The 17604-nt window shown below is 66.3% G+C and carries 14 protein-coding genes; 2 read left to right on the forward strand and 12 right to left on the reverse strand.

All coding sequences use genetic code 11. The annotated features are described in order from the left end of the window. Positions 1–41: 41 nt before the first annotated feature. From alaS to fliQ, 6 genes are all read right to left on the reverse strand, one after another. Positions 42–2708, reverse strand: coding sequence for an alanine--tRNA ligase (gene alaS, locus L2D01_09385; GenBank protein ID WBQ09107.1), 2667 nt, complete (start codon positions 2706–2708; stop codon positions 42–44). Between the two features lie 162 nt (positions 2709–2870). Continuing rightward, a complete protein-coding gene (gene recA, locus L2D01_09390) occupies positions 2871–3917 on the reverse strand; it encodes a recombinase RecA (GenBank protein ID WBQ11634.1) in 1047 nt (348 codons plus the stop codon). Positions 3918–4078: 161 nt separating this feature from the next. Continuing rightward, positions 4079–6661 carry a response regulator gene (locus L2D01_09395; GenBank protein WBQ09108.1) on the reverse strand — a complete coding sequence of 861 codons (2583 nt, stop codon included), beginning with the start codon at positions 6659–6661 and terminating at the stop codon, positions 4079–4081. Between the two features lie 106 nt (positions 6662–6767). Next, on the reverse strand, positions 6768–7841 hold the full coding sequence (flhB, locus tag L2D01_09400; GenBank protein WBQ09109.1) for a flagellar biosynthesis protein FlhB: 1074 nt from the start codon (positions 7839–7841) through the stop codon (positions 6768–6770). A 4-nt stretch (positions 7842–7845) separates the two neighbouring features. Further along, positions 7846–8604: a flagellar type III secretion system protein FliR gene (gene fliR / locus L2D01_09405; protein ID WBQ09110.1), complete on the reverse strand. Its 759-nt coding sequence runs from the start codon at positions 8602–8604 to the stop codon at positions 7846–7848. 4 nt (positions 8605–8608) lie between these two features. Continuing rightward, positions 8609–8872: a flagellar biosynthesis protein FliQ gene (fliQ, locus tag L2D01_09410; GenBank protein WBQ09111.1), complete on the reverse strand. Its 264-nt coding sequence runs from the start codon at positions 8870–8872 to the stop codon at positions 8609–8611. 161 nt (positions 8873–9033) lie between these two features. Here fliQ and L2D01_09415 point away from each other — a divergent pair, with 161 nt between their 5' ends. Next, the gene (locus L2D01_09415; GenBank protein ID WBQ09112.1) at positions 9034–11034 is read left to right on the forward strand and encodes a potassium/proton antiporter; all 2001 of its coding nucleotides are present in this window, start codon (positions 9034–9036) and stop codon (positions 11032–11034) included. On the opposite strand, the gene L2D01_09420 is transcribed toward L2D01_09415, so the two are convergent. From L2D01_09420 to L2D01_09430, 3 genes are all read right to left on the reverse strand, one after another. Further along, positions 11031–11561 carry an adenine phosphoribosyltransferase gene (locus tag L2D01_09420; GenBank protein ID WBQ09113.1) on the reverse strand — a complete coding sequence of 177 codons (531 nt, stop codon included), beginning with the start codon at positions 11559–11561 and terminating at the stop codon, positions 11031–11033. The two genes, L2D01_09415 and L2D01_09420, sit on opposite strands and share 4 nt — an antisense overlap. 71 nt (positions 11562–11632) lie before the next feature. Further along, the gene (locus tag L2D01_09425; protein ID WBQ09114.1) at positions 11633–12847 is read right to left on the reverse strand and encodes a DUF3667 domain-containing protein; all 1215 of its coding nucleotides are present in this window, start codon (positions 12845–12847) and stop codon (positions 11633–11635) included. A gap of 38 nt (positions 12848–12885) precedes the next feature. Further along, the gene (locus L2D01_09430) at positions 12886–14520 is read right to left on the reverse strand and encodes a peptide ABC transporter substrate-binding protein (GenBank protein ID WBQ09115.1); all 1635 of its coding nucleotides are present in this window, start codon (positions 14518–14520) and stop codon (positions 12886–12888) included. A 261-nt stretch (positions 14521–14781) separates the two neighbouring features. On the opposite strand from L2D01_09430, the gene L2D01_09435 reads away from it, so the two are divergent. Continuing rightward, on the forward strand, positions 14782–15393 hold the full coding sequence (locus L2D01_09435) for a hypothetical protein (GenBank protein WBQ09116.1): 612 nt from the start codon (positions 14782–14784) through the stop codon (positions 15391–15393). A gap of 5 nt (positions 15394–15398) precedes the next feature. Here the strand turns inward: L2D01_09435 and L2D01_09440 are convergent, their stop codons facing one another. From L2D01_09440 to L2D01_09450, 3 genes are all read right to left on the reverse strand, one after another. Beyond that, positions 15399–16304, reverse strand: coding sequence for an ABC transporter permease subunit (locus tag L2D01_09440; GenBank protein ID WBQ09117.1), 906 nt, complete (start codon positions 16302–16304; stop codon positions 15399–15401). Beyond that, complete coding sequence (locus L2D01_09445) at positions 16304–17236, reverse strand: ABC transporter permease subunit (protein ID WBQ09118.1); 933 nt, start codon at positions 17234–17236, stop codon at positions 16304–16306. Before L2D01_09445 ends, L2D01_09440 begins: the two co-directional genes overlap by 1 nt. A gap of 106 nt (positions 17237–17342) precedes the next feature. After that, entirely contained in the window at positions 17343–17558 is a 216-nt protein-coding gene (locus tag L2D01_09450; GenBank protein WBQ09119.1) for a hypothetical protein, read from the reverse strand. Positions 17559–17604 lie beyond the last annotated feature (46 nt).

A 17604-nucleotide genomic window follows, 5' to 3' on the forward strand; every position in this document is an offset into this window, starting at 1 on the left:
GGGAGGCGTTGCGGGCAGGCCATTGAGCCATCGGCGAAAAATCAGCCGGACGCCGCCGCGCGCACCGCCTCGCGGATCGCCGCCAGCGCGGCTTCCGCGCCGGCGCCGTCCGGTCCGCCCGCCTGGGCCAGATCCGGCTTGCCGCCCCCGCCCTTGCCACCCACCAGCTCGGCGCCCGCGCGCACCAGCGCCACGGCGTCGATCCGGCCGGCGAGGTCCGGCGTCACCGCCACCGCCACCGCGGCCTTGCCGTCATCCACGCCCACGAAGGCCGCGACGCCGCTGGTCAATTGCTGGCGCGCCTCATGGACCATGTCGCGCACATCCTTGCCGCCCACGCCTTCGAGAATGCGGCCAAGGAACTGGAGCGAACCCAGCGCCTCGGGCGCCGCGCTGGCGCCGCCGGACGCCCCGCCCATGGCCAGCTGCTTCTTGGCGTCGGCCAGCTGCCGGTCGAGGCTCTTGCGCTCGTCCTGCAGGGCGGCGATGCGCGCCACCAGGTCCTGGGTCGGGATCTTCAATTGTCCCGCCGCAGCACGCGCGATGCCCGCTTCGGTTTCCAGCCATTGGCGCGCGGCCTCACCCGTCAACGCCTCGATGCGGCGCACCCCGGCGCTCACCGCGCCTTCGCCGACAATCTTGAACAGGGCGATATCGCCGGTGCGCGCCACATGCAGGCCGCCGCACAGCTCCACCGAATAGCTCTTGCCCTCGCCGTCCAGCGCATTGCCCATGGCCAGCACGCGCACGCGCTCGCCATATTTCTCGCCAAACAGAGCCAGCGCGCCTTTCTCGATGGCCTCCGCCGGGGTCATCTCGGCGATCTGCGCGGGCGCATTCTGGCGGATGACCGCATTCACCTGCGCCTCGATCGCCGCGATCTCTTCGGCGGTGACGGCACGGCCATGGGAAAAGTCAAAGCGCAGCCGGTCCGGGCCCACATAGGAGCCTTTCTGGGTCACATGCAGCCCCAGCACCGAGCGCAGCGCGGCGTGCATCAGGTGGGTGGCCGAGTGATTGGACCGGGTCTGGCGCCGGCGCGCATCATCGGCGCACAGGGTCGCGGTGTCGCCGGTCTTGATCACGCCTTCGGTCAGCGTGCCGATATGGGCGTAGAGCGAACCGGCGCGCTTTTGCACATCACGCACGGCAAAGCGCGCGCCGTTGTCGAATACGATCTGCCCGCTATCGCCGATCTGGCCGCCGCCCTCGGCGTAGAACGGGGTCTGGTCGAACACCAGCTCGGCAGTCTCGCCGGCTTTGAGCGCGTCAGCTTCAGCGCCATTTGCGATGATCGCCTGCAGGGTTCCAGTCCCGTCATAGGCGCCGTGGCCGGTGAACCGGGTCTCGCCGGCGCGGTCGCGCAGGGTGAACCAGAGCCCGTCCGTCGCGGCGTCGCCGGATCCGGCCCAGTGGGCGCGGGCCTGGGCGCGCTGGCGCTCCATGGCGGTCTCGAACCCGGCCTCGTCCACCGTCAGCCCGCGCGCGCGCAGGGCGTCCTGTGTGAGGTCGAGCGGGAAGCCATATGTGTCGTAGAGCTTGAACGCGGTCTCACCTGCCAGCGCTTCACCCGGCTTGAGATTGGCCGCAGCGTCCTCGAGCAGGCCCAGCCCCCGGCCGAGCGTGCGCTGGAAGCGCTCTTCCTCGCCGCGCAGGGTCTCCTCGATGGCGGGCAAAGCGCGGGTGAGGTCGGGATAGGCAGCGCCCATCTCATCGGCCAGCGTGCGCGCCAGCGAATACAGCACCGGCTCCTGCGCGCCCAGCATGTGGGCGTGGCGCATGGCGCGGCGCATGATCCGGCGCAGCACATAGCCGCGGCCCTCATTGGACGGCGTCACGCCATCGGCAATCAGGAAGCTGGTGGCGCGCATATGGTCCGCGATCACCCGGTGGCTGGCCAGCGCGTCGCCCTGCGCCTTGACCTTCAGCGCGTCTTCCTGCGCCGCGATCAGGGTGCGGAACAGGTCGATATCGTAGTTATTATGCACGCCTTGCAGCACCGCGGCGATGCGCTCCAGCCCCATGCCGGTGTCGATGGAGGGTTTGGGCAGATTGCGCCGCTCGCCACCGGCCAGCTGCTCGAACTGCATGAAGACGAGATTCCAGATCTCGATGAAGCGGTCGCCATCCTCGTCCGGGCTGCCCGGAGGACCGCCGGGCACATCCGCGCCATGGTCATAGAAGATTTCCGAACACGGCCCGCACGGACCGGTATCGCCCATGGACCAGAAATTGTCCGAAGTCGCGATACGCAGGATCTTCGAATCGGGCAGGCCCGCCACCTTGCGCCAGATGGCCGCCGCTTCTTCATCCTCGGCATAGACCGTTACCAGAAGACGGTCAGGATCGAGCCCGAACTCGCGGGTGACCACGGTCCAGGCAAAATCGATCGCCTCGTCCTTGAAATAGTCGCCGAAGGAGAAATTCCCCAGCATTTCAAAGAAGGTGTGGTGGCGCGCGGTATAGCCCACATTGTCGAGATCATTGTGCTTGCCGCCCGCGCGCACGCATTTCTGCGACGAGACCGCGCGCGGCTTGGCCCGCGTCTCGGTCCCGGTGAAGGCGTTCTTGAACGGCACCATGCCGGCATTGACGAACAGCAAGGTGGGATCGTCCTGGGGCACCAGCGGCGCGGAGGCGACCACTTCATGATCCCGGGATGCAAAAAAGCCCAGAAACTGGCTGCGAATATCGGCCAAGGCTGTCATCGATCACTCCGGGCGCGCGGCGCGCCATAGCGCAGGGGGCGGCCGGCGCCGGACGCGCCAGCCAGTTGAGCGCCCATATACGTGCGGGCGCCCGGCTTCGCCAAGCGCCCGCTGTAGATTGTGCAGCCAGCTTAGGGTGATGCACGGCGCGCGCGGCCCTTATTAGCCGACGGCCTCCTCGTCGCCGTGATCGTCATGTTCGCTTGGTCCGACCAGCAATTCCTCGGCGATCAGCCCGGCATTGGCGCGCACCTTGGCTTCGATCCGCGCAGCCATGTCGGGATTATCGAGCATGAATTTGCGCGCATTCTCCCGTCCCTGCCCGATGCGTTCGGACTCATAGGAATACCAGGAGCCCGATTTCTCGATGATATTGCCCTTCACGCCCAGATCGATCAGCTCACCGGTCTTGGAGATGCCTTCGCCGAACAGAATGTCGAACTCCACCTCGCGGAAGGGCGGCGCGACCTTGTTCTTGACCACTTTGACGCGGGTCTGGTTGCCGATCACCTCATCTCGGTCCTTGATGGAACCGATGCGGCGAATGTCCAGACGCACCGAGGCATAGAATTTCAGCGCATTGCCGCCCGTCGTCGTTTCCGGGCTGCCGAACATCACGCCGATCTTCATGCGGATCTGGTTGATGAAGACCACCAGGCAATTGGATTTGGAGATCGAGCCGGTCAGCTTGCGCAGCGCCTGGCTCATCAGGCGCGCCTGCAGGCCGGGCAGCGAATCGCCCATCTCGCCTTCCAACTCGGCGCGCGGGGTCAGTGCGGCCACCGAGTCGATCACCAGCACGTCCACCGCGCCCGAGCGCACCAGCGTATCGGCGATCTCCAGCGCCTGCTCGCCGGTATCGGGCTGGGAAATCAGCAGTTCGCTCACATCCACGCCCAGCTTGCGCGCATAGATCGGGTCCAGCGCATGTTCAGCATCGATGAATGCCGCCACGCCGCCCGCTTTCTGCGCTTCGGCGACCGTATGCAGAGCGAGCGTGGTCTTGCCCGAGCTTTCCGGGCCATAGATTTCGATGATCCGCCCCTTGGGCAGGCCGCCCACGCCCAGCGCGATATCCAGACCCAGCGAGCCGGTGGAGATGGATTCGATATTCTGGATCGGCCGCGAGCCGAGCTTCATGACCGAACCCTTGCCGAAGGCGCGGTCAATCTGGGAAAGGGCGGCGTCCAGCGCTTTTTGCTTGTCCATATTCTCTGCCTTCACAACGCGCAGCTTGGCCTCGGCCATGATCATGTCTCCTTCTGGCATGCCCGCCCGAGTCGGGCAATGCAGGGCTCATGGCCAAAAAGTACACATTTTGTTCCCGGAACGCAAGTAGAACAAATTGGCCCGCCGGAAGGCGTCCCGGGCTAGCGTCCGGCTTCGGCCAGTTCCTGCTTCACGCGTTCGGCCAGGTCGGTGATCTCGAACGGCTTGGGCAGGAAGGAGATGGCCAGATCCGCCGATAGCGTGTCGGAGAAATCCTCTTCGGCATAGCCGGAGATGAACACGATGCGCGCCGACCCCAGAAGGTGGCGCGCGTTGGTGAGCAGTTTGGGGCCTGACATGCCGGGCATCACCACATCCGACAAGAGAAGATCAAAGCTTTCCGGATCGGCTTCGAGGATCTCCAGCGCCTCCTCGCCATCGCAGGCTTCAACCACGTCATAGCCCTTGCGGCGCAACGTGCTGGCGGCGACAGAGCGCAGCATCTGCTCGTCCTCGACGAACAGGATGCGGCCATGGCCGGCCTGATCGCGCGGCTCGGGTTTGGTCTCCGCGGCGGCGGCTTCGACCACCAGCGTCTCGGCCTCCTGCACGCTGGGCTCATGACCCGGCAGATAGATGTGGAACACCGTGCCCTTGCCCGGCTTGGAATCCACAAACAGGAAACCTCCCGACTGCTTGATGATGCCGTAGACCGTGGACAGGCCAAGGCCCGTTCCGCCCTGATGGGCCTTGGTCGTGAAGAAGGGCTCGAAAATCTTCGCCCGCGTCGCCTCGTCCATGCCGGTGCCGGTATCGGCCACATGGATCGCCGCCCACGGCCCCTCGGCAGGCTCGGGCGCCCCGGCGCGGCGCACATGGGCGGCGTCCACCGCCTCGGTGGTGATGGTCAGCACGCCGCCGCCCTGGGCTTTCATGGCGTCGCGGGCATTGGTGGCGAGATTGACCAGAATATTGTCGATCTGCACCCGGTCGGCGCGCACCAGCGGCAGATCGCGGCCATGCCGGATGTCCAGCCGGACGGTCTCTTCGAGCACCTGATTGAGCATGTGGCTGCAGTCCGACAGCACTTCGGACAGATCGAACACGGTCATGCGGAAGGTCTGCTTGCGCGAGAACGCCAGCAGCTGGCGCACCAGGCCGGCCTGACGCGCGCTGACCGAGCGCAATTGCTGCAGATCATAATAGCTGGGATCGCCCACCGGATGGCGCGCCAGCAATTCGCCCAAATGGAACTTCACCACGGTCAGCATGTTGTTGAAATCATGGGCGACGCCGCTGGCCAGCTGGCCCACCGCCTGCATCTTGCCAGCCTGATCGACCTGCTGTTCCAGCTCTTTCCAGCTGGTGACGTCCATGAAGTACGCCGCGCGCTTGCCCGCGCGCACCGGCGCCAGGAACACATGCACCGCCCGCACGCCGTCACCGCAGATCAGGCAGGCCTCGCTGGGCTCGCCGCGCCCGGCCAGCGCGTTTGTGAACACCAGGTCGGGCGTATCTCCGCCGGTGATCCGGAACAGGTCGAGAAAGCGTTTGCCTGGAATGGCCACACCGCCCGACAGCTCAATGAGTGTGGGATTGGCGTCTTCGATCACCGCGTCTTCCAGCGCCATGCCGTCCAGCCGCGCCACGCCGAAGGGGGCGGTGGTGAACATGTCGTCAAACGTGCGCCCGCCCTTGGCCGCCCCGCCTGCCTCAGCCAGCTGGGCGATGCCCGGCGGCGTGCCTGCCGGCGACAGGCCATAGACCACTACCCGCGCGCACGCGGGGGTCGCCCCGCTCCAGTCCAGTGCGAGGACGACCGGCGTCTCCACCCCGCCGCGCGCCTTGAGAGACGCTTCAAGGCGCGTCACCGCGCCGGCGCCGCGCGCACGCACAATGGCGCCAGCGCTCTCAGCGGACAGGAAATCTTTGACCTTCAGCGCCTTGCCTGCATCGACACCCAGCCAGCCGCGCAAGGTCGCGTTGGCGCCCAGCACGCGCCCCTCCCCGTCGGCGAGGAACAGACCCACGGGCGCATGTTCGGCCCAGTCAGGCGCGCCCGGCGCATCAAGGGCCTCGGGCGCACGCAGCGGCGCAAACCGCCACAATGCTGCGCCCGTGCTCATCGGGCTGACATCGGCCTGGTACAGCGCATCAGCGTCGAGACCTGGAGACGGCATGGACAGGGTTTCGCGCGCCGCCTCGCCGCGCGCACCGGCACGCGCCAGCCGGTACACCGCCGCCGCGCTGTCGCCGGCGAACAGGCGCTCGGGTCCCGGCGCGCCGAACATGTCCGATACGCCGGCCTCGCGCGCCAGCGCCTTGTAGGCTGAGTTGGCCCAGACCGTGCGGCCAGCAGCGCCCGTAATCAGCAGCGGATCAGGCGAGGCTTCCAGCGCCGCTTCGGCCAGGCTCGTGCGCGCGCCCTCGCCGCCGCGCAGGGCGCGGCCCGCCGCGTCGCCCGCGGCCAGCGCGTACAGGACCAGCATGGCGGCGGCGGCCAGACCGCCCAGCAGCACCACGCCATGCCACCCGGCCGCAGCGCCGGCGATGATCGCCACGCCCGCCGCGCTCAGCGCGCCCAGCCCAGCCGTCCACAGCACCAGCCGGATCAGCGGACGCACGAGTGGACCGGTCCGGCCCGCCGCCAGTGGCGCGTTATCCATTGCTGGGCTCGGCGTCTCGGCGGCGGTTGGCGCCAATGCAGCGGAGCGCACAGGTTGGGCGATGGGGGCGTCGGTCATGGCGGGCTCCGTGGAGGCGGGAAGCGATTCGGCCCTTGAGCATCACGGATCAAGGTTAACCGTGTTTGCAGCCGGGCGAAATCGAATGATTGATTCGCCCCGCCCCTCACCGCCGCCGCTTGTCCGACAGGCTCAGCACATAGCCGATCACTTTGGCCACGGCAGCGTAGTGCTCGGGGTCGATAGGCTCGTCCAGATCGGAGGTGGCGAACAGCGCACGCGCCAGCGGCGGGTCCTCCACGATGGGAATATCAAGCTCTTCGGCCCGCTCGCGGATGCGCAGCGCGACGGCGTCGACGCCCTTGGCGATGCAGATCGGCGCGGGCGTGCGGCCCTGCTCGTATTCCAGCGCGATGGCGTAGTGGGTCGGGTTGGTGATCACCACCGCCGCGTCGGGCACCCGGCTCATCATGCGCTTCTGGGCGCGCTCCTGGCGGATCTGGCGCAGCTTGGCGCGCACCATGGGATCGCCCTCGGTCTCCTTGTACTCGTCGCGCAGCTCCTTGCGGCTCATCTTGTTGCGCTGGATGAACTCGCGACGCTGAAACACGAGGTCCAGCGCGGCGATGACGGCGTAGGCGATCAGCGCCGCGATCAGCAGAAGAATTGCCGCCTCATGAACCTCGCCCAGCATGCGCGCCGGGCTGACCATGGGGAAGCTCGCCAGATCATGGCGGCGCGGCCAGAGGACCAGTGTAATGGCGACGCTCACCAGAATGATCTTGCCCACGCCCTTGAGGAAATTCACCCAGCCCTGCGGGCCGAACATGCGCTTGAGCCCTTCGACCGGGTTCAGCTTGTCAAGTTTGGGGGCGATCTTCTTGGGCGTCCACAACAGGCCGTGCTGGACCAGATTGCCGGACGCCGCCGCGACCATCAGCAGCGCGTAGGCGAGGCCGAGTATCAAGGCCATGTCCACCAGAGAGCGCGCCAGCAACGCCATCGCCGCGCCGGGGTCAAGGCTGAGCTGGTGGGGTTGTTCGAGAAACACGGTCATCGCCTCGCTCAGCGCGCGGGTGAAACCCGGCGCCATGAAGGCGATCACGGCGAGCCCGGCGGCCAGCGTGAACCAGCCGGAAATTTCCTGGGACTTGGCGACATCGCCCTCCTCGCGCGCCTTTTGAAGTTTGCGCTCGGTCGGCTCCTCGGTCTTTTCAGATTTGTCTTCGCCTTCAGCCATGGCGCTATCCCAGCGTCGCGGCGAAGGATTCCAGGCGCTCGGTCCAGATCATCGCCATTGTACCCAGCGAGATCGCGAGAATGGCGAACCCGATCATGATGTTGAGCGGCATGGCGATGAAGAAGATCTGCGCCTGGGGCATCAGGCGCGAGAGCACGCCCAGCCCGAGATAGAAAATCAGGCCAAAAGCAATCAGCGGCGAGGCAATGCGCACGGCGATCACGAAACTGTCGACAAACAGGCCCAGCGCCCATTGCGCCGCATCACCCCAGATCGGCGCCTCGCCCGCCGGCATCAGCGCATAGGAGCCGGCGGCCGCCTGCAACAGCATGTGATGCAGATTGGTGGCGAAGATCAGCACCAGGAAGAGGAGATTGAAGAACTGCGCCGGCAGCGCGCCGGATTGACCCTGAATGGGGTCGAAGGCCTGCGCCATCGCCAGGCCCGTTTGATAGGCGATGATCTGGCCGGCGGTCGCCGCCGCCGCCATCAGGAAACGCGCGCCCGCGCCGATCATCAGCCCGATGACGATTTCCACCGTGATCAGGCCGGCCAGCCCCGCCATCGTTTCAGGCGCGGGCGGCAATTGCGGGGCGATCATCGGCCCCACCGCCAGCGAGAAGGCCAGCGCGAAAGCCAGCCGGATCCGGCCCGGCACCGCCATCTCGCCAATGCCCGGCAGCAACATGAGGATCGCGCCCATGCGCGCGAAAACCAGAGCCGCGGCGAACAGGCTGACGCCCGGATCGAACGCGGCGATCATCGCGTCAACCCGCCACGATCCGGTCGACAATCATGTCCATATAGCCCGAGAGCAGCGCCCCCATGAGCGGCAGGAATACGATCAGCGCCAGGAAGATCGCCACGATCTTGGGCACGAAGACCAGCGTCATTTCCTGAACCTGGGTCAGCGCCTGGAACAGCGCGATCATCAGGCCCACAGCCAGACCGATCAGCATGACGGGTGCCGCCATGCCCAGCAGGGTCCAGATCGCCTGGGTCGCGATGTCGAGCACTTCACCGGGCGTCATGGGCGCAGCTCCCAAGCTTTTCGATCATCTTTCATGACGGGATTCTGCCGCAGCCCAAACCTCAACCGTCAGGCGGACGGCAAACGGCCCCCGGATTGACGCGCCGGCGGCCATATCACAGCTTTCACGCCGGCGCGCACGCCCCTATACCCTTGAGCATCATGCAGACGTCCGACCTCATCCTTCTGGCTGCCGCCGGGCTTGTGCTGCTGGCCATTGCCGGCGCCGCCGCCACGCGGCAGGCGGGGGCGCCGCTTTTGCTGATCTTCCTGGCGATCGGCATGCTGGCCGGCGAAGAAGGTCCGGGCGGGATCGTGTTCCACGATCACAACTCGGCCTATCTGCTGGGCTCGCTGGCGCTGGCGCTGATCCTGTTCGATGGCGGGTTGGGCACCAAGCTGCGGCGGCTCAAGGGCGTGCTGCGCCCGGCTTTGAGTCTGGCCACCGTCGGCGTGCTGATTACAGCGGGCGTGACGGCGGCGGCGGCCAAATACCTGTTCGATCTGGGCTGGGTTGAGGCCTTCCTGCTGGGCGCGATCGTGTCGTCCACCGACGCCGCCGCCGTGCTGATGCTGATTGCGGGCCGGGACCTGAAAGCGCGCCCGCGCGTGGCCACGACGCTGGAGGCCGAATCCGGTTTCAACGATCCCATGGCGGTGATCCTGGTGGTCACAGCGGTGACCTGGCTGTCGGAAGGCGGCGCGCCGGAGCCATTTGCGGCCGCCCTGTCTATCGTCTGGGCCCTAGTTGCGGGCGGGCTGATCGGCTGGTTTGGCGGGCGGCTGATCGGCTGGATGGAGCGCAAAGTGCGCCTGCCCATCGGCCTCTATCCGATCTTTGGCGTCGCCGCCGCGGTCTTCCTTTTCGCCTTCGCCCAGGTCATCGGCGCGTCCGGGTTCCTGGCCGCCTATCTCGCAGGCGTGGCGCTGGCCGCCTCCCCACGCCGGGCGGCGGAGGCGACGGACCGCTTTTCCGACGGGCTGGCCTGGCTGGCCCAGATCGGGATGTTTCTCATGCTGGGTCTGCTGATCACGCCCAGCCACGCCGCTGAAGTGGCCCTGCCTGCGCTTGGCGTGGCGCTGATCCTGATCCTGGTGGCGCGCCCTCTGGCCGTGCTGATCTGTCTGGCGCCCGAGCGCTTCCGCCTGAACGAGCGCGCTTTCATCGCCTGGATGGGGCTGCGTGGCGCCGTGCCGATCTTCCTGGGCGCATATCCGGTGATCGCGGGCGTCGAGAACGCCAACCTCTATTTCTCTGCAGCCTTCGCCGTGGTGATCGCCTCGCTGGTCATCCAGGGCTGGACCGCAGGGCCGGTGGCGCGCCTGTTCGGCGTGGCGCCGCCTTTGCCGCGCGGCGGGCGCTGGGCCAATGCCGGCATGGTCGCCGTGGTGATCAGCGGGTTTTCCTTCATGAGCCTCGCCGTCTCCTTGACTGTGACGCGCGAGACGCCTCAAGAGCGCCTGATGGCGGCCGGCTCGATCGAGGAATTGCGCCAGGCCATGGCGCCGCTGGACCCGTCCACGGGCACTATGCGGCTTGAAGCGCTCCCCGCCGACTGGACCGATCTGGAAGCAGGCGAACGGCGCGACACGTTTGCGCGGATCGCCTCGGGCCTGATCGCGGCGCAGAACGCCCGTATCCTGAATGACCGCGCCGCGCTGCTTCAGATGCGCGCCATCGAGGAGGCGGACCAGCCCCTGCTCCTGTCCCAGCAGGCCAGGCGCGACACGCTCGCCCGCCGCTACGGGGTTCGCTACGAGGATCTGGACGGATTGCTGGAGCGGGTCGACATCATCCCGCCCTCAATGGGCGCAGCGCAGGCCATCCTCGCCACGGGCTGGGGCGACAGCGACGCAGCGCGCAACCGCAACGCCCTGTTCGGCCGCATGCCGGCCGGTCTGGACGGCTTCCCCAGCCTGCTGGCCTCGGCGGGTGATTATGTCGACCTGCTCAATACGCACCCGGATTTCGCGCCTTTGCGGGCGGCGCGCGCCGAGCTGCGCGCCCGGCAAGCGCCTGTGACGGGCCTGGATCTGGCGGCGCATATCGGCCCGTATGCGGCCAGCGGCGACGCCTACGCAGACCAGGTCCGCGCGCTCATCGTCAGCGCCAATCTCGACCGCTTTGATCCGGCGCCGGCGCCGGATCCTGCCCAGAGCTAGTGACCGTCGAAGGCGACCAGCGAGACGCACGGCACGCCCATCGCAGACACTTTCGCGGCGCCGCCCAAGTCCGGCAGGTCGATAACGAAACTCGCGCCAATAACCTCGGCCCCGGCCTTGCGAAGCAAGGTGATGGCCGCTTCCGCCGTACCGCCGGTGGCGATCAGGTCATCGATGAGCAGCACGGTCTCGCCCGGCGCGATGGCGTCCGCATGGATCTCCACCTCGTCGACGCCGTATTCGAGCTCATAGGTCTGGCTCAGCGTCTTGTGGGGCAGCTTGCCCTTCTTGCGCACCGGCACGAAGCCGACCGACAGCTGGTGGGCCACCGCGCCGCCGAGAATAAAGCCGCGCGCCTCGATGCCCGCCACCTTGTCGATCTTGGCGCCGGCATGAGGCTGGACCATCGCATCGATCGCGCTGCGAAACGCGCGCGCATCGCCCAGCAGCGTGGTGACATCGCGAAACTGGATGCCCGGCTTGGGATAGTCCGCAATGGTGCGGATGGCGGATTTGAGAGAGTCCATGAAACGGTCCCGGCCTGAGCGCTGAAGATTGGCGCGAGCATTCGCGCGCCCCGCCTGCGCGTCAAGGCCGCTTAAACGCTGACGGCGCCCAATAACACCACCGCCGTCAGGCCGAGCAGGATCAAACACCCGTAAGCGACATCCAGCGCCGCCACGCGCATCACGGCCTGAAGGCGTCCGGTGGAATAGACCACCCTGAGCAGGCGGTAGAGATAGGCATGGGCGTAGATGAAAAACGCCAGCACCACCCAGCCGGGCGTGATGACCAGGCCCAGAGCCATCGCCAGGAGCATGGCGATGAAGATCGCCGCATGAAACTGCAGCGCGGTGACCAGATGGTCGAAGTACAAAAATCCGCGCCGCCATGCATACGCGAGACCCAGAAGGCCGGCGAAAAGGGGCACCATCACGAACATGATGCGCGGCGCCCAGGCGAGGCTCTCCGCCGCCCAGCGGTCAGGGCGGCTCGCCAGACGCTCGATCCGGTCGGCGATGAACGCGCGGGCGGTTCTCGACCCCGTGACCGTCTCGGTCGAGGCGCCGAACTCTTCGGGCACGATGACTCGCCGCATGGCCTGAGCCGCCTCAGGCGACAAACCACGACTGAAGTCCATAATGACTGGCGCCTCGCCCTCGCCATCCGCCGGAGCATCCCCGGCCCCGGCGCCAGCGTCGGCTTCGTCCGCCGGCTCCGGCGCCGGGTCGACGGCGAAAGCGACTTCGGGGTCAAACACCGCCAGCGTTTCGAGGGCCGCGATGGCAGCGCGATAATTGTCTTCGGTGATCTCACCTGAGGCCAGAGCTTCGTCCAGGCGTTCGCGCGACGCGGCGGCGGCGCCCGCATCATTGCCGATCATGCTGTCTGACGGACTGACCAGCGGCAGGATCAGGAAAAAGGCCAGCGAGGCGATGAGATAAAGCCGGAAGGGCGGAATGTACCGCCCCCGCCTGCCCTTGAGATAGTCGCGGGTTACCCGGCCGGGAAATGCCATGAGCGCGACAAGCGTGCGCACCACACGGCCGTCCAGCGCGAACATGTCTGAGACGCTGTCGCCAATCAGACGCCACACCGGACGCTTGTAAAGATCGGCATGCTGGCCGCAGGCATGGCAGACCGGCCCCATCAGCGTGGCGCCGCAATTGGCGCACACGCCTTCCGGGGTGTCGGGACGCAAGGCGCCGGGGCGCGAGGGGCGCACCCTGGGGCGCGTCCCTTCCGCCGCAGCCACTGCGGCCACGTGCTCGGCCGCCGTGCGGGCGGCGGCTTCCAGATCGGGTTCCGACATGGTGAAGCCGCCTCCCCGGCTTCAGCCGCCGCCTGCCCTTACTGCTCGGCGCCGCCTTGGTCGGCGAAGCACAGATAGCGGGTGCGGTGGATGTGGTTGGCGTTATCCACCCAGCCGGTGACCTGCGGGCTGACCAGCGCGCGGTTCACCAGATAGTGGATAGGCATGATGGGCTGTTCGTCGAGCAGGATTTGCTCGGCTTCTGCCATCATGCGCCCGCGCGTTTCCAGATCAAGCTGCTGATTGGCCTGCGTCACCATGGTGTCGAACGCCTCGTTGGTGAAGCGCGAGTAGTTCATCGGGATTGAGCGGCTCTCCCCCAGGAAGAGGAAGTTGTAGACATCGTTATAGTCCGCGATCCAGCCGCCATCGCCGACCTGGAAGTCGCCGGCGCGCATGTTCGCGTAGTGGATCTGGGCCTCGGCCCCGACGATGTCTGCGCGCACCCACGGTGCGATCTCCGCCCAGTCACGCTGGACCACCGGCGCCACGCGCGGATTGTCGCCCGAGGTGCGGTAGCCGAAGGTGAAGCGCAGCGGATTGTCCGGTCCATAACCGGCCTCCTGCAGCAGCTCACGCGCACGCTCGCGGCGCTGATCCATCGACAGGTCCGCCCAGCTCATCCGCGCGGTCGAGGGATAGTCTGCAATGGTCGGCGGCACGAAGCTGTAGGCGGGGTCCTCGCCTGAACGGCGGATTTCGTTGACGATGAAATCGCGGTCGATGGCCATGGAGAGAGCGTTGCGCACGCGCGCATCATCGAACGGAGCGTTGGCCGTGTTGAAGGAGAAATAGGTCAGGCCCATGTACGGGTGGACGCGCACATAATCAGGGATCTGCTCGCGCAGGAACTGAAGGTTCTGGCCGGCGAAGTCGGCGTTGATGTCGAGCTCGCCATTGCGGACGCGGCGCTCGGCGGCGGCGTTGTCCACCATGGGGTAGAAGAACACCTCGTCGACGCAGACATTCTCATTGTCCCAGAAATTGGTGTTGCGGCGCAGGTGGACAAAGTCGTTCGCACGCCAGTTCACCAGAATGTACGGGCCGTTGGTCTGGATGTTCTGGGGCTGGATCCAGGCATCTCCGAACCGCTCCACCACATGGGAGGGCAGCGGGAAGGTGGTGTAGTGCGTCAGCAAGCCCGGCAGGTAGGGCGCCGGAAATTCCAGATCAATGCGCAGCGTGCGGTCGTCCAGCGCGCTCACGCCCAGCGTTTCGGGCGGATTGTTCTCGGGATCGAAATTTACGTTGCGCGCATTGCGGATCGGGTAGAGGACCTTGGAATACTCAGACAGGGTCAGCGGATTGAGGATGCGGCGGAAACCGTAGACGAAGTCCTGCGCCGTCACCGGCTCGCCATCGCTCCACTGGGCTTCGCGCAAGGTGAAGGTCCAGCTCATGCCGTCTTCGGACGTCTCCCAGCTTTCCGCCATGCCCGGCACGGGCGACCCGTCGGCCGCTTCGGTAAACAGGCCGATGAACATGTCGCCGATGATGTTGTTTTCCCAGACGCCCTGAGCCTTGTGCGGATCCAGCGACAGCGGCTCGGCGTTATTGCCGCGATGCAGCACCACCGAATCCGGGTCGGCCGCAGGCCGGTCCCCGCAGGCGGCGAGGGTCAGCGCGGCGGCGCCGGCGGCCGTCATGAGCATCAGGCGTCGGGTCAGGGTCATCGAAGCAGTCTCCTTCATGGATGGTCCGGTGCGCATTGCGCCGGGTCCGCGCCGGGCGCGGGGGTGGTGATGCTGCGCACGCCTGCCATCGTGGCCGGACATTGCACATTACCGTCAAGTCATAGCGTGACCCGTCCCGGAACACGACTCCGAAGCGATGGCCACATCGGGCTGACGCCGTATCATGACGGCCAGCCCTTGACGGCGCGACAATGTCCTAGAGAACTATACCTGAACGCAAGCAAAACCGGTGACAAGACCATGGCCGCTACCCGTTTCGCCGCCGCCCTGATGCTGGGCGCCCTCGCCATACCGCCCGCACAGGCCCAGGACGACCCGCCCGCACCGGCCTATCAGGCCCTCATGGCGTGCCGCAGCGTGGAGCCCGAGGCCGAGCGCATGGCCTGTCTCGACCGGGAGCTCGCCCGCTTCGCCGCCGCGGTTGAAACCGGCCGCGTCGTGGTGATCGAGCGCGAGGCGGTGCGGGCGCTGGAGCGCGAGAGCTTCGGCATCGACATGCCGGGCATCCAGCGGCTCACCGGACTGCTGCGCCGCAGCGGCTCCCAGACCAGCGAAACAGACACCGAAACGCTGGAGGATGGCAGCCAGATTGTCTACCGCGCCGATGGCGGCGTTGAGGAAATGCGCGCCATGCCGGTTACCCGCGTGACCTATGACAGGGTTGGCATGGCGATGGTGACGCTGGCGAATGGTCAGGTTTGGGTGCAGACCGATTCAACGAATTTCGGACGCGTCACGCGCAGCCGGATCGAGGACGGGCTGACGGCCGATCTGTATCCGGGCGCGCTTGGATCGCATTTCATGGCGCTGAGCCATCATCCGCGCCGCTTCCGCGCGCGGCGTCTGGAGTAGCGCGCCTAGCGATCCTTCGGATCGATCGCGTCTCTCAGGCCGTCGCCGATGAAGTTGAAGCAGAACAGCGTCAGCATCATCGTCGCCGCCGGGAATAGCAGCGTCCAGTTGGCGATTTCCATGTCCCGCGCGCCATTGGCGATGAGATTGCCCAGCGAGGTCAGCGGCTCCTGCACGCCCAGTCCGAGGAAGCTCAGGAAGCTTTCGGCGAGAATCACCACGGGGATCGTCAGCGTGACGTAGACAACGACCGGTCCAAGCACGTTCGGCACGATGTGGCGCCGGATAATGGCGACCTGGCTGACGCCGGCGGCCTGAGCCGCTTCCACGAACTCCATGGACCGCAGGGAAATGGTCTGGCCGCGCACGATGCGCGCCATGGTCAGCCACTCCACCGCGCCAATGGCGACGAAGATCAGGATGATGTTCCGCCCGAACACCACCATGAGAATGATCACAAAGAAGATGAAGGGCAGCGAGTACAAGACGTCGACGATCCGCATCATGATCTGATCCACGCGCCCGCCCAGGAAACCGGCCGTCGCGCCCCACGCCACGCCGATCACCAGCGACACTGCGGTCGCCACAACGCCGACCAGCAAGGACATGCGCAGGCCCACCAGCGTGCGCGCGAACAAGTCGCGCCCCTGCGCATCGGTGCCGAAAATGTGCCAGTGCTCGAACGTGGGCGGGATCTGGACCCGATCGCGATAGATCTCGCCGCTGTCGTGGATCCAGAGATACGGACCCAAAAAGGCCAGCAGCACGAGCACCGCCAACAGGATCATGCTGAATACGGCCGCCCTGTTGCGCAGCAGGCGCGCCAGCGCGTCCTGCCACAGGGACCGGCCCTGAATGGCGCTCTTTTCAAGCAGCTCGGTTTTTTCCGATGGGGTGGAGGTGAACACCATCAGTCGTACTTCACTTTCGGATTGAGCGCAGCGTAGAGCAGGTCAGCGACCAGATTAAGCAGGATGATCAGGCTGGCGTACAGGATCACAACCCCCATCACGACCGTGTAGTCGCGCTGCAATGCGGCGAAGACAAACTGACGTCCAATGCCGGGCAGCGAGAACACCTGCTCGATGACGATGGAGCCGGTCAACAGGGCCGCCGCCGCCGGGCCGATATAGCTGACCAGGGGCAAAATCGCGCTGCGCATGGCGTGGCGTACGATGACCGAAGGTCCGGACAGACCTTTGGCGCGTGCCGTGCGGATATAGTTGGACCGGATCACCTCGATCATGGACGCGCGCATGAGCCGCGAGATGATGGCGATCTGTGGCAGGGCCAGTGTCGCCACCGGCAGGATCAGCCGGTCGACGGTCATGCCCAGGCGTGGATCCAGTCCGCCCGATGGCAGCCAGCCCAGATAGATTCCGACCACAAGTGAAAGAACGGGCCCTACGACAAATGGCGGAATCACGATGCCTATGGTGGCGAAGCCGACGACGGCGAAATCAGCGGACGAATTCTGACGCAGAGCGGCGATGGAGCCGAGCACTGATCCGACCATCAGGGCCAGCGCGATGGACAACAAACCGATCGTGGCGGACACCGGAAAGCCCTCGGCGATGATGTCGGCGACGTCCTTGTCGCGGAACTTCAGCGACGGCCCCAGATCGCCGCGCACCAAACCTGCCAGGTAGTCGAGATACTGCTTCCACACCGGCTGATCCATGCCGTAGGCGGCAAGGATGTTCTGGCGGATCTGCTCGGGCATGGGCTGTTCGAGATCGAACGGCCCGCCCGGCGCAATGCGCATCATGAAAAACGCCACCGTGATGACGACCAGCACCGTGGGCACGGCGACAAGCAGGCGGCGGGCGATGTATCCGATCATGCGGTGCAAATTCGACGATTGAACGGGAAGGAAACGGGTTTGTGAGCGTTGCGTCCTGCCTGATCAAGGGCAGCCCGCAGTCCGGCGCAGTCAAGCAACTTTCGGGTCAACGCATTGAATCACCCTCTGTCAGCATTTCAGACGCCCTATCATTGTATTCCTGAATGGGGGCTGAAGCGGGCGGCGGCGATGACGGCGCAGTGGCGTCGGGAGACAGGCCGGCCGCGACGGCGCGCAGGGCGATCACGGCCAGCAGCGCCAGCGCAGCCATCCGCAATCGGGCGCTGACCCAGATCGCCGCTGTTTTGAGCCAATCCGCCATGTTCACCCTCGCGCCCGCACTTCTCCCGGGCGGCAAGCAAGCCCCG

This window comes from Hyphomonadaceae bacterium ML37 (assembly GCA_027627685.1).
Taxonomy (GTDB): domain Bacteria; phylum Pseudomonadota; class Alphaproteobacteria; order Caulobacterales; family Maricaulaceae; genus Oceanicaulis.